This window comes from Streptomyces sp. NBC_00775 (assembly GCF_036347135.1).
Taxonomy (GTDB): Bacteria; Actinomycetota; Actinomycetes; order Streptomycetales; family Streptomycetaceae; genus Streptomyces; species Streptomyces lutosisoli.
Genome location: NZ_CP108938.1, coordinates 8019436 through 8035368, shown reverse-complemented (window position 1 = coordinate 8035368; position 15933 = coordinate 8019436). Strand labels below are relative to the sequence as shown.

The 15933-nt window shown below is 71.5% G+C and carries 20 protein-coding genes; 1 reads left to right on the top strand and 19 read right to left on the bottom strand.

The genetic code is table 11. From position 1 onward, the window contains the following. Window positions 1-140: 140 nt before the first annotated feature. The 9 genes from trpA to hisI all read right to left on the bottom strand — a co-directional run bounded on the left by trpA (window position 141) and on the right by hisI (window position 7391). The gene (trpA, locus tag OIC96_RS35690) at window positions 141-956 is read right to left on the bottom strand and encodes a tryptophan synthase subunit alpha (protein WP_330303883.1); all 816 of its coding nucleotides are present in this window, start codon (window positions 954-956) and stop codon (window positions 141-143) included. Next, window positions 953-2245 (bottom strand): tryptophan synthase subunit beta, encoded by a 1293-nt coding sequence (gene trpB, locus OIC96_RS35685; RefSeq protein ID WP_327427999.1) that lies wholly within the window; start codon window positions 2243-2245, stop codon window positions 953-955. The genes trpA and trpB overlap by 4 nt, the downstream gene beginning before the upstream one ends. Before the next feature lie 57 nt (window positions 2246-2302). Then, the gene (gene trpM, locus OIC96_RS49960; protein ID WP_406502252.1) at window positions 2303-2533 is read right to left on the bottom strand and encodes a tryptophan biosynthesis modulator TrpM; all 231 of its coding nucleotides are present in this window, start codon (window positions 2531-2533) and stop codon (window positions 2303-2305) included. Between the two features lie 172 nt (window positions 2534-2705). Further along, entirely contained in the window at window positions 2706-3515 is an 810-nt protein-coding gene (trpC, locus tag OIC96_RS35680) for an indole-3-glycerol phosphate synthase TrpC (RefSeq protein ID WP_327428001.1), read from the bottom strand. Between the two features lie 166 nt (window positions 3516-3681). Next, complete coding sequence (locus tag OIC96_RS35675; RefSeq protein WP_330303884.1) at window positions 3682-4185, bottom strand: DUF2752 domain-containing protein; 504 nt, start codon at window positions 4183-4185, stop codon at window positions 3682-3684. Between the two features lie 92 nt (window positions 4186-4277). Beyond that, window positions 4278-4526, bottom strand: coding sequence for an HGxxPAAW family protein (locus OIC96_RS35670; protein ID WP_330303885.1), 249 nt, complete (start codon window positions 4524-4526; stop codon window positions 4278-4280). A gap of 202 nt (window positions 4527-4728) precedes the next feature. Continuing rightward, window positions 4729-5382: a TIGR02234 family membrane protein gene (locus OIC96_RS35665; protein WP_330303886.1), complete on the bottom strand. Its 654-nt coding sequence runs from the start codon at window positions 5380-5382 to the stop codon at window positions 4729-4731. A 96-nt stretch (window positions 5383-5478) separates the two neighbouring features. Next, on the bottom strand, window positions 5479-6957 hold the full coding sequence (locus OIC96_RS35660; RefSeq protein ID WP_330303887.1) for an anthranilate synthase component I: 1479 nt from the start codon (window positions 6955-6957) through the stop codon (window positions 5479-5481). Window positions 6958-6968: 11 nt separating this feature from the next. Next, the gene (hisI, locus tag OIC96_RS35655; RefSeq protein WP_330303888.1) at window positions 6969-7391 is read right to left on the bottom strand and encodes a phosphoribosyl-AMP cyclohydrolase; all 423 of its coding nucleotides are present in this window, start codon (window positions 7389-7391) and stop codon (window positions 6969-6971) included. A gap of 107 nt (window positions 7392-7498) precedes the next feature. Here hisI and OIC96_RS35650 point away from each other — a divergent pair, with 107 nt between their 5' ends. Next, on the top strand, window positions 7499-8134 hold the full coding sequence (locus tag OIC96_RS35650) for a TIGR03085 family metal-binding protein (RefSeq protein WP_330303889.1): 636 nt from the start codon (window positions 7499-7501) through the stop codon (window positions 8132-8134). A 9-nt stretch (window positions 8135-8143) separates the two neighbouring features. Here OIC96_RS35650 and OIC96_RS35645 read toward each other — a convergent pair whose 3' ends face one another. The 10 genes from OIC96_RS35645 to hisD form a co-directional block, all read right to left on the bottom strand. Continuing rightward, on the bottom strand, window positions 8144-9409 hold the full coding sequence (locus OIC96_RS35645; RefSeq protein WP_327428008.1) for an MFS transporter: 1266 nt from the start codon (window positions 9407-9409) through the stop codon (window positions 8144-8146). A gap of 13 nt (window positions 9410-9422) precedes the next feature. Then, complete coding sequence (locus tag OIC96_RS35640; protein WP_330303890.1) at window positions 9423-10010, bottom strand: ArsR/SmtB family transcription factor; 588 nt, start codon at window positions 10008-10010, stop codon at window positions 9423-9425. 119 nt (window positions 10011-10129) lie between these two features. Continuing rightward, complete coding sequence (gene hisF, locus OIC96_RS35635; protein ID WP_330303891.1) at window positions 10130-10885, bottom strand: imidazole glycerol phosphate synthase subunit HisF; 756 nt, start codon at window positions 10883-10885, stop codon at window positions 10130-10132. Next, window positions 10882-11280, bottom strand: coding sequence for a RidA family protein (locus OIC96_RS35630; RefSeq protein ID WP_330303892.1), 399 nt, complete (start codon window positions 11278-11280; stop codon window positions 10882-10884). The genes hisF and OIC96_RS35630 overlap by 4 nt, the downstream gene beginning before the upstream one ends. Further along, window positions 11277-12002 (bottom strand): bifunctional 1-(5-phosphoribosyl)-5-((5-phosphoribosylamino)methylideneamino)imidazole-4-carboxamide isomerase/phosphoribosylanthranilate isomerase PriA, encoded by a 726-nt coding sequence (priA, locus tag OIC96_RS35625; protein ID WP_330303893.1) that lies wholly within the window; start codon window positions 12000-12002, stop codon window positions 11277-11279. Before priA ends, OIC96_RS35630 begins: the two co-directional genes overlap by 4 nt. Next, window positions 11999-12646: an imidazole glycerol phosphate synthase subunit HisH gene (gene hisH / locus OIC96_RS35620; RefSeq protein WP_330303894.1), complete on the bottom strand. Its 648-nt coding sequence runs from the start codon at window positions 12644-12646 to the stop codon at window positions 11999-12001. Before hisH ends, priA begins: the two co-directional genes overlap by 4 nt. Beyond that, a complete protein-coding gene (locus OIC96_RS35615) occupies window positions 12637-12801 on the bottom strand; it encodes a hypothetical protein (protein WP_187285985.1) in 165 nt (54 codons plus the stop codon). The genes hisH and OIC96_RS35615 overlap by 10 nt, the downstream gene beginning before the upstream one ends. Then, a complete protein-coding gene (gene hisB / locus OIC96_RS35610) occupies window positions 12798-13391 on the bottom strand; it encodes an imidazoleglycerol-phosphate dehydratase HisB (RefSeq protein ID WP_330303895.1) in 594 nt (197 codons plus the stop codon). Before hisB ends, OIC96_RS35615 begins: the two co-directional genes overlap by 4 nt. Beyond that, window positions 13388-14515, bottom strand: a complete 1128-nt coding sequence (locus tag OIC96_RS35605; protein WP_330303896.1) for a histidinol-phosphate transaminase — start codon at window positions 14513-14515, stop codon at window positions 13388-13390. The genes hisB and OIC96_RS35605 overlap by 4 nt, the downstream gene beginning before the upstream one ends. Then, on the bottom strand, window positions 14491-15816 hold the full coding sequence (gene hisD, locus OIC96_RS35600; protein ID WP_330303897.1) for a histidinol dehydrogenase: 1326 nt from the start codon (window positions 15814-15816) through the stop codon (window positions 14491-14493). The genes OIC96_RS35605 and hisD overlap by 25 nt, the downstream gene beginning before the upstream one ends. Between the last annotated feature and the right edge of the window lie 117 nt (window positions 15817-15933).

The window sequence follows — 15933 nt, the reverse complement described above, 5'->3', positions numbered from 1 at the left end:
TCCGGCAGAACGAACCGGGGAGGCGCAGCGCGCCTCCCCGGTCCCAGGTCCACCCGTTCGGGTGAGTGGATTGTCCGTTACGTACCTGCTCGGGTACGTGTACGTACCTGCTCGGACACGTGCCTGCCCGGACGGTCGCGTTACGCCGTTCCGCGCACGCCCTTCGCCAGGTCGCCCGCGAGCGCCCGTACGGCGTCCAGGCCGGCCGCCTCGTCCGGTGCGTCCAGCATCCGCTTCACGAACGCCGAGCCGACGATCACGCCGTCGGCGAAGCCGGCCACCTCGGCGGCCTGAGCGGCGCTGGAGACGCCGAGGCCGACGCAGACGGGCAGCTCGGTGGTGGCCTTGGTGCGCCGCACCAGGTCCTGAGCCTGGGTCCCCACCGACTCCCTGGTGCCCGTGACGCCCATCAGCGAGGCCGCGTACACGAACCCGCTGCCCGCCGCGGTGATCTCGGCGAGCCGGGCGTCCTTGCTGCTGGGCGCGACGACGAAGACGGTCGCGAGGCCGTGCTTCTCGGCGTGCTCCCTCCACAGCGCCGACTCCTGCACGGGCAGGTCGGGCAGGATGCAGCCCGCCCCGCCCGCCTCGGCGAGCTCGGCGGTGAAGCGCTCGACGCCGTAGCGGTCGATCGGGTTCCAGTACGTCATCACGAGGACGGGCTTGCCGGTCGCCTCGAACGCCTCGCGGACCGTCCGCATGACATCCGCGATCTTGACGCCGCCGCGCAGGGCGATGTCGTCGGCGGTCTGGATGACGGGGCCGTCGAGGACGGGGTCGCTGTGCGGCAGGCCCACCTCGACGATGTCCGCGCCGCCCTCGAAGACGGCCTTGATGGCCGCGATGCCGCCGTCGACGGTCGGGAACCCGGCGGGCAGGTACGCGATGAGAGCGGACCGCCCCTCCGCCTTGGCGCCGGCGAGGGTGTCGCTCAACAGCTGGATGTTGCCGCTCACTTCACGTCCCCCTCGATCTCGGCGTTCTCGCTGTCGGCGTCCGCGGCGACGACGGCGTCGACGCCGTTGTCGTACAGGCCGAAGTAGCGGGCGGCCGTGTCCATGTCCTTGTCGCCGCGGCCCGACAGGTTGACGATGATCAGCCCGTCCTTGCCCAGCTCCTTGCCGACCTCCAGGGCTCCGGCGAGCGCGTGGGCGCTCTCGATCGCCGGGATGATGCCCTCGGTGCGCGACAGCAGGCGCAGTGCCTGCATGGCCGCGTCGTCGGTGACCGCGCGGTACTCGGCGCGGCCGCTGTCCTTGAGGTAGGAGTGCTCGGGCCCGATGCCCGGGTAGTCGAGTCCGGCCGAGATCGAGTAGGGCTCGGTGATCTGGCCCTCCTCGTCCTGGAGGACGTACGACCGCGACCCGTGCAGGATGCCGGGCTCGCCGGCCGTCAGCGTGGCCGCGTGCTCACCCGTCTCGACGCCGTGCCCGGCGGGCTCGCAGCCGATGAGGCGTACGTCCGCGTCGGGGATGAAGGCGTGGAACAGGCCGATGGCGTTGGAGCCGCCGCCGACGCAGGCGATGGCGGCGTCGGGAAGACGTCCGGCGCGCTCCAGGATCTGCCGCCGGGCCTCGACCCCGATCACCCGGTGGAAGTCACGCACCATCGCGGGGAAGGGGTGGGGGCCGGCGACGGTCCCGAAGAGGTAGTGGGTGTGATCGACGTTCGCGACCCAGTCCCGGAAGGCCTCGTTGATGGCGTCCTTGAGGGTGCGGCTGCCCGACTTCACGGCGATGACCTCGGCGCCGAGCATGCGCATCCGGGCCACGTTGAGGGCCTGGCGCTGGGTGTCGATCTCGCCCATGTAGATGGTGCATTCGAGGCCGAAGAGCGCGCAGGCGGTGGCGGTGGCGACGCCGTGCTGACCGGCGCCGGTCTCCGCGATGACCCGGGTCTTGCCCATCCTCTTGGTGAGGAGGGCCTGGCCGAGCACGTTGTTGATCTTGTGTGAACCGGTGTGGTTGAGGTCTTCCCGCTTGAGGAAGATACGGGCGCCACCGGCGTGTTCGGCGAACCGGGACACCTCGGTGAGTGAACTCGGCCGCCCGGTGTAGTGGACGAGCAGGTCGTCGAGCTCGCGGGCGAACTCGGGATCGGCCTTCGCCTTGTCGTACTCGACGGCGACCTCGTCCACGGCGGCGACCAGCGCCTCCGGGATGAACTTGCCGCCGAACGCGCCGAAGTACCCCTCGGTGCTGGGAACTTGACCGTCCGGGTCGGGAATGAAGAACTCGCTGGGCATGCGGAAACCTCACGGTGAGTTTGTGGAAACGCACTGATCGCCGTGGGGGCGGGGTCGTCAGCCGGCAGCGGGCCGGCTGTGGTTGCTCGCGCAGTTCCCCGCGCCCCTGAAGAGGCGCCATCGCATGCCGTTCACTTGCCCGGGTTCGTCACCGATGACGTACCGCACCCGGCGCCCGTGCACACGTCGTGCGGGCGCCCGGCAGCCGCGCGGCCGGCAACCGCGGGCGAGGCGGGCGTAGGGGTTCCGGGCTGTCGAAGCGGCCGGGAGCGGCGCGGCGGAGCGCACGCAGGGGCGCCCGTACGAGTCCCCGTGGCCCGGCAGCCGCGCGGCCGACTCGGGGTGCGAGTCCGCATGACCCGGGCCCGGTGCGGCCGGCCCCACGCGCGCCGGATCGCCGTCGGGGCTCAGGCCCGGACGGTGAGCGGCGAAGGCGTGGGGCGAGGTGGGCACCGAGGGGTCAGCTCCGGCCGTGCCGCAGCGCCGGGTGCTCGCCCGCCGCCACCAGGTCGGCGACCGCCGTCTTCGGGTCGCGGCCGGTGACCAGCGACTCGCCCACCAGAACCGCGTCGGCGCCGGCGTTGGCGTACGCGATGAGGTCGTGCGGCCCGCGGACACCGGACTCGGCGATCTTGACGATGCTGTCGGGGATCTCGGGGGCGACGCGCTCGAAAGTGGTGCGGTCGACCTTGAGGGTCTTCAGATCGCGCGCGTTGACACCGATGATCTTGGCTCCCGCGTCCACGGCCCGCTCGACCTCGTCCTCGTCGTGCACCTCGACGATCGGCGTGAGCCCGATGGACTCGGCACGCTCGATGAGGGACTCCAGGGCGGCCTGGTCGAGCGCGGCCACGATGAGCAGCACGAGGTCGGCGCCGTACGCGCGGGCCTCCCACAGCTGGTACGACGTGACGATGAAGTCCTTGCGGAGGACCGGGATGTCCACGCGGGCGCGGACGGCCTCCAGGTCCGCGAGCGAACCGCCGAAGCGGCGCTGCTCGGTGAGGACGGAGATGACGGCCGCGCCGCCCGCCTCGTAGTCCGCGGCGAGCCCGGCCGGGTCGGCGATCGCGGCGAGCGCGCCCTTGGACGGGCTGGAGCGCTTGACCTCGCAGATGACCTTGACGCCTTCGCCGCGCAGGGCGGCCACGCCGTCCTTGGCCGCCGGAGCCTTCGCCGCGCGCTCCTTGAGCTCGTCGAGGCTGACGCGCGCCTGCCGCTCCGCGAGGTCGGCACGGACTCCGTCGATGATCTCGTCGAGCACACTCACGCGAGCGGCCCCCTTCCCTGCGGTGGACGGTTGAAGCGGTTGAGCAGCTGACCCGCGTTCATCGTCTCGGACAGTAAAGACGGGTCACTCCGATGGTATCCGGAGGAAGGCGTAGGCCTCACATCCGGTTGACGCCGGTCCCACTACCTGGACATTTGCCCATGGATCAAGGATGCAACCAGCCGCCGGACGGCAGGTTCCGGACAACGGTGAAGACCAGCACCAATGCGCCCACGCTCCACAGGTGGACCGGCCCGAGATCGATCCGCATCGGCCGTCCGCGCACCGACCGGATCACCCAGACGGTCCACACCACGGCGAAGACGAGATATCCCGCGACGGCGAGCGCGTTGTCGGTGAGCGCCGCCGTGAAGTCCCCGTGCACGAGGGCGTACGCGCCGCGCAGGCCGCCGCAGCCGGGGCAGTACACGCCCGTGAAGCGCAGCAGCGGGCAGACGGGGTAGTGACCGGGCTGATGGGGGTCCACGGCCCCGACGTACGCGAAGGCGCCGACGACGGCCGCGAGGATCCCACCGGGGACGGCGAGGCGCCGCAGCACATCACCGGCACCGGCACCGGCGTCGGCACCAGCACCAGCACCAGCACCGACCGTGGTCCCCGGGCTCTCGGCCCGCGTCACCCTCTGGGTTTCGGCGTTCACCCGACGCATTCTGCCCTTCCCGCGCGGCAGGCGCTCGCCGCGTACGCGAGAGGCGGCCCCGGCAGGAGTGCCGGGGCCGCCTCTCGTGAAGCGCTACCGGGTCAGGCGTCGACGCCCACGGCCTCGCGCACCGCGCGCGCGGGCTGCGCGTGCACGGCCTTCGGCTGGCCCAGGCCCGCCGCGCGCATCGCCAGGCCGACGACACCGCCGAGGGCGATGATGACCATGCCGGCCCAGAAGCCCAGCGGGCTGGCCATCACCGTGAAGGCACCGGAGACGCAGAAACCGATGAAGGCGATGATGACACCGGTCCAGGCGGCCGGGGTGTGACCGTGGCTGCTGCCCGCCATGACTTGCTCCTCGTTGCTGTGTGCGTATGTAAGTCGGACGCTCTTCGTCCATTGTCCCGTACAACGACGTCCGTCGTGAGCGGGGGGTGGCCCCTCGCGCGTCGATTCCGCCAAGTCACGACGAAAGTCCCGGGGCTGAGGACCCATCGGGCGGCGGGACCTAAGTCCCTTGAGCCGCTGCCGGATCCGGGCCCCGGCGGATCTAGGTGCCGGCCGGATCAGGCCCGGTCGGGTCCTCGCCGCGGTCGAGGGCCTTCCAGAGGTCCTCGGGGCGGTCCGGGTCGACGGGCTTGGCCTTGCGCGGCCGGGGTGTGCCATCGCGCTCGTAGCGGCCCGACATCGCGGGCCACAGCCGTCCGTAGCGCAGCGCGAGCAGTCCCGCGAGGAGGATCAGCGCGCCGCCCGCGGCCGCGACGTACGGCCAGGCGGTGTGGCTGAGCGCGTCCGCGGTGGCGGCGGTGTTGCCGGAGGCGGCCGCGGCCTTCTCGTCGAGCGCGGAGCTGTCACCGGCGCCGAGCACGGCCGCGACGACCGTGCCCGCGCCGGAGAGCGCGAGCAGCCCGGAGACCAGGAAGCGCCCGGAGCGGCGTACGGCGAAGACGGCGACGAGCGCGGCGAGGCCCACTATGGCGAGCGCCGCGGGCACGCCCGTGACGTCGCTGCCCTTGGCGGTCAGCGGAAAGTCGCCGCCGGCCACCGTCGCGGTGCCTTCCGACCAGCTCTGCCGGGTGGAGAGCAGCGCCACGGCCGCGCCGAGGGCGCCGCTGAGCAGGGCGACACCAAGGCTGCGGCGGGCGGACCGGGCGGGTCCGGCGGCTTCGGATCGGGGGTGCGGTACAGCTGTCACGTACTCCACTATCGCCTGAACCCCGGGCGAACCGTCACCCGGGGTTCACGTGACTCTCGTCCTATTGCCCGGACTCGTACCGCCGGACCCTGCTTCTCCCGGGTTCTACTGCCCGAGCCGGTTGGCCGTGTGGACCGCGCGCAGGACCGCCGCCGCCTTGTTGCGGCACTCGTTGTCCTCGGCGACGGGGTCCGAGTCGGCGACGATTCCGGCGCCCGCCTGGACGTACGCGGTGCCGTCGCGCAGCAGGGCCGTACGGATGGCGATGGCGGTGTCGGAGTCGCCCGCGAAGTCGAGGTAGCCGACGCAGCCGCCGTACAGCCCCCTGCGGGACGGCTCCAGTTCGTCGATGATCTGCATCGCGCGCGGCTTGGGGGCGCCGGAGAGGGTGCCGGCCGGGAAGCAGGCCGTCAGTACGTCGAAGGCCGTACGGCCCGCCGCGACGCGCCCGGTGACCGTGGACACGATGTGCATCACGTGCGAGTACCGCTCGATGGACATGAAGTCGACGACCTCGACGGAGCCCGGCTCGCAGACCCGTCCCAGGTCGTTGCGTCCCAGGTCGACGAGCATGAGGTGCTCGGCGCGCTCCTTGGGGTCGGCGATCAGCTCGTCGGCAAGGGCCTGGTCCTCCTGGACGGTGGCGCCGCGCGGCCGGGTGCCCGCGATGGGGTGCACCATCGCCTGCCCGTCCTCGACCTTGACCAGGGCCTCCGGGGAGGAGCCGACGACGTCGAAGCCGTCGAAGCGGAAGAGGTACATGTACGGGGAAGGATTGGTCGCCCTCAGCACCCGGTACACGTCCAACGCGCTTGCCGTGCACGGTGTTTCGAAGCGCTGGGAGGGGACGACCTGGAAGGCCTCGCCCGCCCGGATGCGCTCCTTGACGTCCTCGACGGCGTCCTGGAAGTCGGGGCCGCCCCAGAGCGCGGTGTACTCGGGGAGCTCGGAGGGCGGCAGCGCGGCCGGGGGCTGCGAGACCGCGCGCGAGAGGTCGGCCTCCATGGCGTCGAGGCGGGCGACGGCGTCCGCGTAGGCCTCGTCGACGCCCGTGTCGAGGTCGTTGTGATTGATCGCGTTGGCGATCAGCTGGACCGAGCCGTCCCAGTGGTCCATGACCGCGAGGTCGCTGGTGAGCAGCATGGTCAGCTCGGGCAGCTTCAGGTCGTCGCGTTCGCCGGGGCCGATCTTCTCCAGGCGGCGCACGATGTCGTAGCCGAGATAGCCGACCATGCCGCCGGTGAACGGGGGCAGTCCCTCGCCCTGCGGCGTGTGCAGCGCCTCGATGGTGGCGCGCAGGGCGGCGAGCGGGTCGCCTTCGACGGGGACGCCGACGGGCGGGGTGCCGAGCCAGTGGGCCTGCCCGTCCCGTTCGGTGAGCGTGGCGTGGCTGTGGACGCCCACGAAGGAGTAGCGGGACCAGGAGCGGCCGTTCTCGGCGGATTCCAGGAGGAAGGTGCCGGGGCGCTCGGCGGCCAGCTTGCGGTAGAGCGCGACCGGCGTGTCGCCGTCCGCGAGGAGCTTGCGGCTGACGGGGATCACGCGGCGATCGGTGGCCAGCTTGCGGAACGTCTCGAGGTCCATGGCGGCTGACCTTACTGATCCAGTGACGGTACGCCGGAATCGGCGTCCTTGGGCAGCACGTCATCGTCCTTGAGCAGCACATCGGCGTCGAAGCAGGTGCGGGCGCCGGTGTGGCAGGCGGCGCCCACCTGGTCGACCTTCACCAGGACGGTGTCGGCGTCGCAGTCCAGGGCCACGGACTTCACGTGCTGGAAGTGGCCGGACGTGTCGCCCTTGACCCAGTACTCCTGGCGGCTGCGCGACCAGTACGTGCAGCGGCCCGTGGTGAGCGTGCGATGCAGCGCCTCGTCGTCCATCCAGCCGAGCATGAGCACCTCACCGGTGTCGTACTGCTGGGCGATGGCGGGGACGAGCCCGTCGACGCCGCGCTTGAGGCGCGCGGAGATCTCGGGGTCCAGGCTGCTGGGCCTGCTGGGCGGAGGCGTGCTGGTCATGGGTGCCATTGTGCCGCGCCGCACCGACGTGCCCCGCCGTTGTCCACAGGCCGGACCCCGCCGGTCTCCACTGTGCGCGGCGGTGGGGCGGTCGTAGGCTGATGGTCATGTCGACCCATGCCAAGCGTGAACGACTTCTCCTCGCCGATCTGTTGGAAGCCGTGGGCCCGGACGCCCCGACCCTGTGCGAGGGCTGGAACACCCGGGACCTCGCCGCGCACGTGGTGGTCCGTGAGCGCCGCGCCGACGCCGCCGGCGGGCTGCTGATCAAGCAGCTCGCGCCCCGCCTGGAGCGGGTGATGGCGGAGTTCGCCGACAAGCCGTACGAGGAGCTGATCCAGCTGATCCGTACGGGTCCGCCGCGCTTCTCGCCCTTTTCCCTGAAGCAGATCGACGAGGCGTCGAACACGACCGAGTTCTACGTCCACACCGAGGACGTACGGCGTGCCCAGACCGACTGGACGCCGCGCGAGCTGGACCCGGTCTTCCAGGACGCCCTGTGGTCGCTCCTGGACCGCACGGCCCGGCTGACCGGCCGCGGCGCCCCGACCGGCCTCGTGCTGCGCCGCCCGAACGGGCAGACGACGGTCGCGCACAAGGGCACGCCGGTCGTGACGGTGACCGGCGAGCCCTCGGAGCTGCTGCTGTTCGCGTACGGGCGGCAGAAGGTGGCCGACGTGGAGCAGGAGGGCGACGAGGACGCGATCGCCAAGCTGAACGAGACGAAGCAGCTGGGCCTCTGAGCGGCCCGCTCAGCGGGGCAGCTCGGCGCGGCGCAGATCGCGGACGCACAGGGCGAGGACCCCGCCGAGGCCGCAGACCGCGGCGCTGGTGACGAACACGGGGCCGGTGCCCCACCAGCCGATCGCGGCGGCGGTCAGCGGCATGCTGAGCGGGGCGAGGCCCAGGCTGACCAGTCCGGCTACGGCGCTGACCCGGCCCAGGTAGGCGGGGTCCGCCTGGGTCTGCAGCAGCGCGCCGCACAGGGCGCCGCTGAGCCCCGCGAGCAGCCCGAGGACGAGGGCGACACCGACGGCCCCGGCGACGCTCGGCACGAAGGCGAGGGCGCCGATCGCGACCGAGCCGCCCAGGATGGTCACCGCGGCCAGGCTCCCCGCGCGCGGCAGGCGTCCTCGCAGAGTCAGCAGCAGGGCGGCGGCTCCCGCGCCGGTCCCGAACGCGGCGACCACCCAGCCCATCCCGGAGGCGCCCCAGCCGCGCCGGTCGGCCAGCAGGGTCAGCCCCACGTTCAGCGGCCCGACGAAGCCGAGGTCGCCGAGGGCGATGGCGACGATGAGCGGGGCGAGCACGCGGTGGCCGCGGAGGTAGCGCAGACCGTCACGGAGGTCCCGCCAGGCGGTGCCGCCGGCCTGGTCCGGCGCGTCGTCCGCGGGCAGCTCCCGCATGCGTACGGAGATCAGCAGCGGCACCGACACGGCGATCAGCATCCCCGCGAGCCCGAACGCCGCCGCCGAACCCCCGAGCGCCACGCCGAGGCCGCCGAGCGGTGCGCCGACCACGTTGGCGAAGCGGATGGCGAGGCCCCGCATGCCCTGGACCCGGGCGAGCTGGTCGCGGCTCGTGACGCGGGCCGGGAGGGCGCCCACGGCGGGCATGAAGAGCGCGTCGACGATGCCGAAGACGGTGGCGAGCACGGCCAGCAGCCACAGACTCGGGCTGGTCGCGAACAGCACCGCGGCCAGCGTGAGGACGGCGACGCAGCGCACGGCGTCACTGCCGATGACGACCTTCCGCGGCCCGAACCGGTCGGCGACCACTCCGCCGCCCAGCATCAGCAGGGCGCGCGGTATGGCGCTCACGGCCATCACGAGCCCGGCCTGCGCGGGTGTTCCGGCCTGCACGGCCGCCCAGGACAACGCGATGTAGCAGACGTTGTCGCCCATCATCGACGAGGTGTAGGCGCCGAGCCAGCGCAGTACGTTGCCGTCGCGGTGAGCGGGCTTGCCGGAGGTGGCGGAGACGGAGACGGAGGCCGGGGATATGCCGGTCGTGGTCACGGAACGCGTCCTCTCAGGGTCGGAACGGGAAGCCGTACACGTGCAGCGCGACGTGCTCGCGCCCTTCGGTGTCGCCGGCCGCTTCGGCGGCCCGGCTCTTCTCGTCGTACTTCTTGGCGAGGGCGTTCAGCTCCTTGCCGAATTCGGTCAGCTCGGCCGGGGTCAGCCGCATCCAGGACTCGGAGTCCTGCGAGGCGGTGTTCCATTCAGGGCCCCAGGCGGCGCGCGCGTCGAGATAGCGGCGGTAGAGGTCGGCCCGCTGCTCGTGGAAGAGCCGTGCGGCCGCCGTGTGCGCGGCCGCCTTCTCGGGGGCGTCCCGGAAGTCCGCGTCGTGGATGCTCACACCGTCGGACGCGGGCTGCCACCAGCGCTCCCTGCCGTCCCCGCTCTGCGGTTCGGCCTCCTCGATCAGCCCGTGCTCGGCGAGTTTGCGCAGGTGGTAGCTGACCAGCGACACCGCCTCGTCGACCTGGTCCGCGAGCTGCGAGGCCGTCGCGACACCCGCCACGGACAGGGCCCTGTACAGGTTCGCCCGCAATGGATGGGCCAACGCCTTCAGCGTCCCCACATCCGTGATCCGGCGGTTCTCCTTGCTTGCCATGCCTCCACGCTAGATGCGAAAGAAAAGTTGCGCAACTAAAATTGCGCAACTTCTCTTTCCTATCTGCATGCAACTGAGCCCCGGCCACCCAGTGACCGGGGCTCATGGTCTTGCCGACGTCAGCGAACGGAATGCCCCGCCTCGCGCAGCGTCTCCTTCACCTGGCCGATCCGCAGATCCCCGAAGTGGAAGACGGACGCGGCCAGCACCGCGTCGGCCCCCGCGGCGATGGCCGGCGGGAAGTCGGCGAGCCGCCCCGCGCCGCCGCTCGCGATCAGCGGCACGGTCACGTGCTTGCGTACGGCCTCGATCATCTCGATGTCGTAGCCGTCCTTCGTGCCGTCCGCGTCCATCGAGTTGAGCAGGATCTCGCCCGCGCCCAGCTCGGCGGCCCGGTGCGCCCACTCGACGGCGTCGATGCCGGTGCCCTTGCGGCCGCCGTGCGTCGTCACCTCGAAGGAGCCGCTCTCGGTCCTGCGCGCGTCCACCGACAGGACCAGCACTTGCCGCCCGAACCGCTCGGCGATCTCGCGGATGAGGTCGGGCCGGGCGATGGCCGCCGTGTTGACGCCGACCTTGTCCGCGCCCGCCCGCAGCAGCTTGTCCACGTCCTCGGCGGTGCGTACGCCGCCGCCGACCGTCAGCGGGATGAAGACCTGCTCGGCCGTGCGGCGCACCACGTCGTACGTGGTCTCGCGATTGCCGGAGGACGCGGTGATGTCCAGGAACGTCAGCTCGTCGGCGCCCTCGGCGTCGTACACCTTGGCCATCTCGACGGGGTCGCCCGCGTCGCGCAGGTTCTGGAAGTTGACGCCCTTGACGACCCGGCCGTTGTCCACGTCCAGGCAGGGGATGACTCGAACCGCCAGGGTCATGACCGCGCCTCCCCTCGGTACGCCTCCACCTCGACCTCGACGACCAGCCGCGGGTCCACGAAGCCGGAGACGATGATCATGGATGCGGCGGGGCGGACGGCGTCGAACAGCTCCTTGTGGGCGCGGCCGACCTCCTCCACGTCCCGGGCATGCGTGAGGTACAGGCGCGTGCGGACGACGTCGTCGCGGCCGAGGCCGAGCTGCTCAAGGGCCGCGAACGCGACGTTGAAGGAGTTGACCGTCTGCTCGTACGGGTCGCCGGGGGCGATCACTCCGTTGATCACCGAGGTGCAGCCCGCTACCAGCACGAGGCCGTTCGGCAGCTCCACCGCGCGGGAGTAGCCGAAGGCCTCCTCCCAGGGCGCGCCGGTCGAGACGCGTCGTACGTCGCTCACTTGGCTACCGCCTCCAGGGCCTCTTCCAGCGTGAACGCCTTGGCGTACAGGGCCTTTCCGACGATGGAGCCCTCGACGCCCAGCGGGACCAGCTCGGCGATGGCGCGCAGGTCGTCCAGGGAGGACACGCCGCCGGAGGCCACGACCGGGCGGTCCGTCGCCGCGCAGACGTTCTTCAGCAGCTCCAGGTTCGGGCCCTGGAGCGTGCCGTCCTTGGCGATGTCGGTGACGACGTAGCGCGCGCAGCCCTCGGAGTTGAGGCGCTCCAGCGTCTCGTAGAGGTCGCCGCCGTCGCGGGTCCAGCCGCGGCCGCGCAGCGTCGTGCCGCGTACGTCGAGGCCGACCGCGATCTTGTCGCCGTGCTCGGCGATGACCTTGGCGACCCACTCGGGGGTCTCCAGGGCGGCGGTGCCGAGGTTGACGCGGGTGCAGCCGGTGGCGAGGGCCGCGGCGAGCGTGTCGTCGTCGCGGATGCCGCCGGACAGCTCGACCTTGATGTCCATCGCCTTCGCGACCTCGGCGATCAGCGCGCGGTTGTCGCCGGTGCCGAACGCGGCGTCCAGGTCGACGAGGTGCAGCCACTCGGCGCCCGAGCTCTGCCAGGCGAGGGCGGCCTCAAGGGGGGAGCCGTAAGAAGTTTCCGTCCCGGACTCGCCGTGCACGAGGCGGACGGCCTGGCCGTCGCGTACGTCGACGGCGGGAAGGAGTTCGAGCTTGCTCACAGTGTTCCGATCCAGTTGGTGAGGAGCTGGGCTCCGGCGTCGCCGGACTTCTCGGGGTGGAACTGCGTGGCCCACAGGGGGCCGTTCTCGACGGCCGCCACGAAGGGCTTGCCGTGCGTCGACCAGGTCACCAGGGGTGCGCGCAGCGCCGGGTTCCCGACTTCGAGGGACCAGTCGTGGACGGCGTAGGAGTGCACGAAGTAGAAGCGGGCGTCGGCGTCGAGACCCGCGAAGAGCCGCGAGCCGGCCGGGGCCTCGACCGTGTTCCAGCCCATGTGGGGCACGATCTCGGCCTGCAGCGGTGCGACCGTGCCGGGCCACTCGTCGAGGCCCTCGGTCTCCACACCGTGCTCGATGCCGCGCGCGAAGAGGATCTGCATGCCGACGCAGATGCCCATCACCGGGCGGCCACCGGACAGACGGCGGCCGATGATCCAGTCGCCGCGGGCGTCCTTGAGGCCCTTCATGCAGGCGGCGAAGGCGCCGACACCGGGCACCAGCAGCCCGTCCGCGTTCATGGCCGTGTCGAAGTCGCGCGTTATCTCGACCTCGGCGCCGGTGCGGGCGAGGGCGCGCTCGGCGGAGCGCACGTTTCCGAAGCCGTAGTCGAAAACGACGACCTTCTTAGGGGTGCTCAATTCCACACCTCCAGTCTCATGACGCCGGCGACGAGACACATCGCGGCGCCGATGGAGAGCAGCACGATGAGGCTCTTGGGCATCTCCTGCTTGACGAAGGAGTAGATGCCGCCGAGGAGAAAGAGTCCGACGACGATCAGGATGCTCGACAGGCCGGTCACAGCGCGCCCTTCGTGGAGGGGAGGATTCCGGCGGCGCGCGGGTCGCGCTCGGAGGCGTAGCGCAGCGCGCGGGCCAGCGCCTTGAACTGGCACTCCACGATGTGGTGCGCGTTGCGCCCGTAGGGCACGTGCACGTGCAGCGCGATCTGGGCCTGGGCGACGAAGGACTCCAGGATGTGCCGGGTCATCGTCGTGTCGTACTCGCCGATCATCGGCGCCATCGTCTCGGGCTCGGTGTGCACAAGGTACGGACGGCCCGACAGGTCGACGGTCACCTGGGCGAGCGACTCGTCCAGCGGGACCGTGCAGTTGCCGAATCGATAAATCCCCACCTTGTCGCCGAGCGCCTGCTTGAAGGCGGCGCCGAGCGCGAGGGCGGTGTCCTCGATGGTGTGGTGCGAGTCGATGTGCAGGTCGCCCTCGGTCTTCACGGTCAGGTCGAACAGACCGTGCCGGCCGAGCTGGTCGAGCATGTGGTCGTAGAAGCCGACGCCCGTCGACACCTCCACCTTGCCGGACCCGTCGAGGTCGATCTCGACGAGGACCGACGTCTCCTTGGTCACCCGCTCCACACGTCCCACGCGGTTCATGCGCTCTGCTCCTTCTTCAGTTCACGGACCGCGTCGAGGAACGCGTCGTTTTCGGCGGGGGTTCCGGCGGAGACCCGCAGCCACCCCGGTACGCCGTTGTCCCTGACCAGGACGCCCCGGTCGAGGATCTTCTGCCAGACCTCGTGCGCGTCGGCGAACCGCCCGAACTGCACGAAGTTGGCGTCCGATTCGGTCACGTCGTACCCGATCGCACGCAGTTCGGCGACCAGCCGGTCCCGCTCGGCCTTGAGCTGCTCGACGTAGCCGAGCAGGGTGTCGGTGTGCTCCAGGGCGGCCAGCGCGGTCGCCTGGGTGATGGCCGACAGGTGGTACGGCAGCCGTACGAGCTGCACGGCGTCCACGACGGCCGGGTGCGCGGCGAGGTAGCCGAGGCGGAGGCCCGCGGCTCCGAAGGCCTTCGACATCGTCCGCGAGACGACGAGATTCGGCCGACCTTCGATCAACGGCAGCAGCGAATCGCCGTGGCTGAACTCGATGTACGCCTCGTCGACCACCACCATCGACGGCTTGGCCGCCTGCGCGGCCTCGTACAGCGCGAGGACCGTCTCGGGCGGGACCGCGTTGCCCGTGGGGTTGTTGGGGGTGGTGATGAAGACGACGTCCGGCCGGTGCTCGGCGATCGCCCGCTCGGCGGCGGCCGGGTCGATCGTGAAGTCCTCGTTGCGCGGGCCGGAGACCCAGGCCGTGCCGGTGCCGCGCGCGATGAGCGCGTGCATCGAGTACGACGGCTCGAAGCCGATGGCGGTACGGCCGGGTCCGCCGAAGGTCTGCAGCAGCTGCTGGATGACCTCGTTGGAGCCGTTGGCCGCCCAGACGTTCTCCAGGCCGACCCGGTGGTTGCCGGTCTTCGTCAGGTACTTGGCCAGCTCGGTGCGCAGCTCCACCGCGTCCCGGTCGGGGTAACGGTTGAGGTCGCGGGCGGCCTCGCGCACCCGCTCGGCGATCCGCTCGACGAGCGGTTCGGGCAGCGGGTACGGGTTCTCGTTGGTGTTCAGCCGTACGGGCACGTCGAGTTGGGGCGCGCCATAGGGGGACTTGCCGCGCAGCTCGTCCCGTACGGGGAGATCGTCGATGCCGGTCACTTGCTCTGGGGAACCTTCCATCCGAACCTCGCCTTGACCGCCGCGCCGTGCGCGGGCAGGTCCTCCGCCTCCGCCAGCGTCACCACGTGATGCGCCACGTCGGCCAGCGCTTCCTTCGTGTAGTCGACGATGTGGATGCCGCGCAGGAAGGACTGGACGGACAGGCCCGAGGAGTGGCAGGCGCAGCCGCCGGTGGGCAGGACGTGGTTGGAGCCCGCGCAGTAGTCGCCGAGGGAGACCGGCGCCCAGGGCCCGACGAAGATCGCGCCCGCGTTGCGCACCCGGTCGGCCACCGCGGCGGCGTCCGCCGTCTGGATCTCCAGGTGCTCGGCCCCGTACGCGTCCACGACCCGCAGGCCCTCGTCCACGCCGTCCACGAGCACGATCGCGGACTGCCTGCCGCTCAGCGCGGGGACGATCCGGTCCTCGATGTGCTTGGTGGCCGCGACCTGCGGCTCCAGTTCCTTCTCGACCGCGTCGGCCAGCGCCACGGAGTCCGTGACGAGGACGGCGGCGGCGAGCGGGTCGTGCTCGGCCTGGCTGATCAGGTCGGAGGCGACGTGCACCGGGTCGGCGGTCTCGTCCGCGAGGATCGCGATCTCGGTGGGACCGGCCTCGGCGTCGATGCCGATCTTGCCCGCGAAGTACCGCTTGGCCGCCGCGACCCAGATGTTGCCGGGCCCGGTGACCATGTTGGCGGGCGGGCAGGACTCGGTGCCGTACGCGAACATCGCGACGGCGGTCGCGCCACCGGCCGCGTACACCTCGTCGACGCCGAGCAGCGCGCAGGCGGCGAGGATCGTCGGGTGCGGCAGTCCACCGAACTCGGACTGGGCCGGGGAGGCGAGCGCGATGGACCCGACCCCGGCCTCCTGCGCCGGGACCACGTTCATGATCACCGACGAGGGGTACACGGACCGTCCGCCGGGGGCGTACAGGCCGACACGGTCGACCGGCACCCACTTCTCGGTGACCGAGCCGCCCGGCACGACCTGGGTGGTGTGCGTCGTACGGCGCTGCTCGCGGTGGACGAGCCGGGTGCGCCGGATGGACTCCTCCAGGGCCGCGCGCACCGCCGGGTCGAGCTGCTCCAGCGCCTCGCTGAGCGCCTGGGCCGGGACCCGTACCGACTCCAGCCGTACGCCGTCGAACTTCTCCGCGAAGTCGATCAGCGCCGCGTCTCCCCGATGATGCACGGCCTCGCAGATCGGACGCACCTTCTCCAGGGCGGCCTGAACATCGAAGTCGGCTCGGGGCAGCAGGTCGCGCAGGGCGGAACCCTCGGGGAGGGCGTCGCCGCGCAGATCGATTCGGGAGATCACAGGCCCAATTCTCTCAGACTGCGATAAGGCGCCGGACGGCTGTATCAATGGCTGATACAACGCCGGGGCCGGTGGCCGTCCATGGCTGATACCGGCCACCTTTGGTTCCGCGGAAGA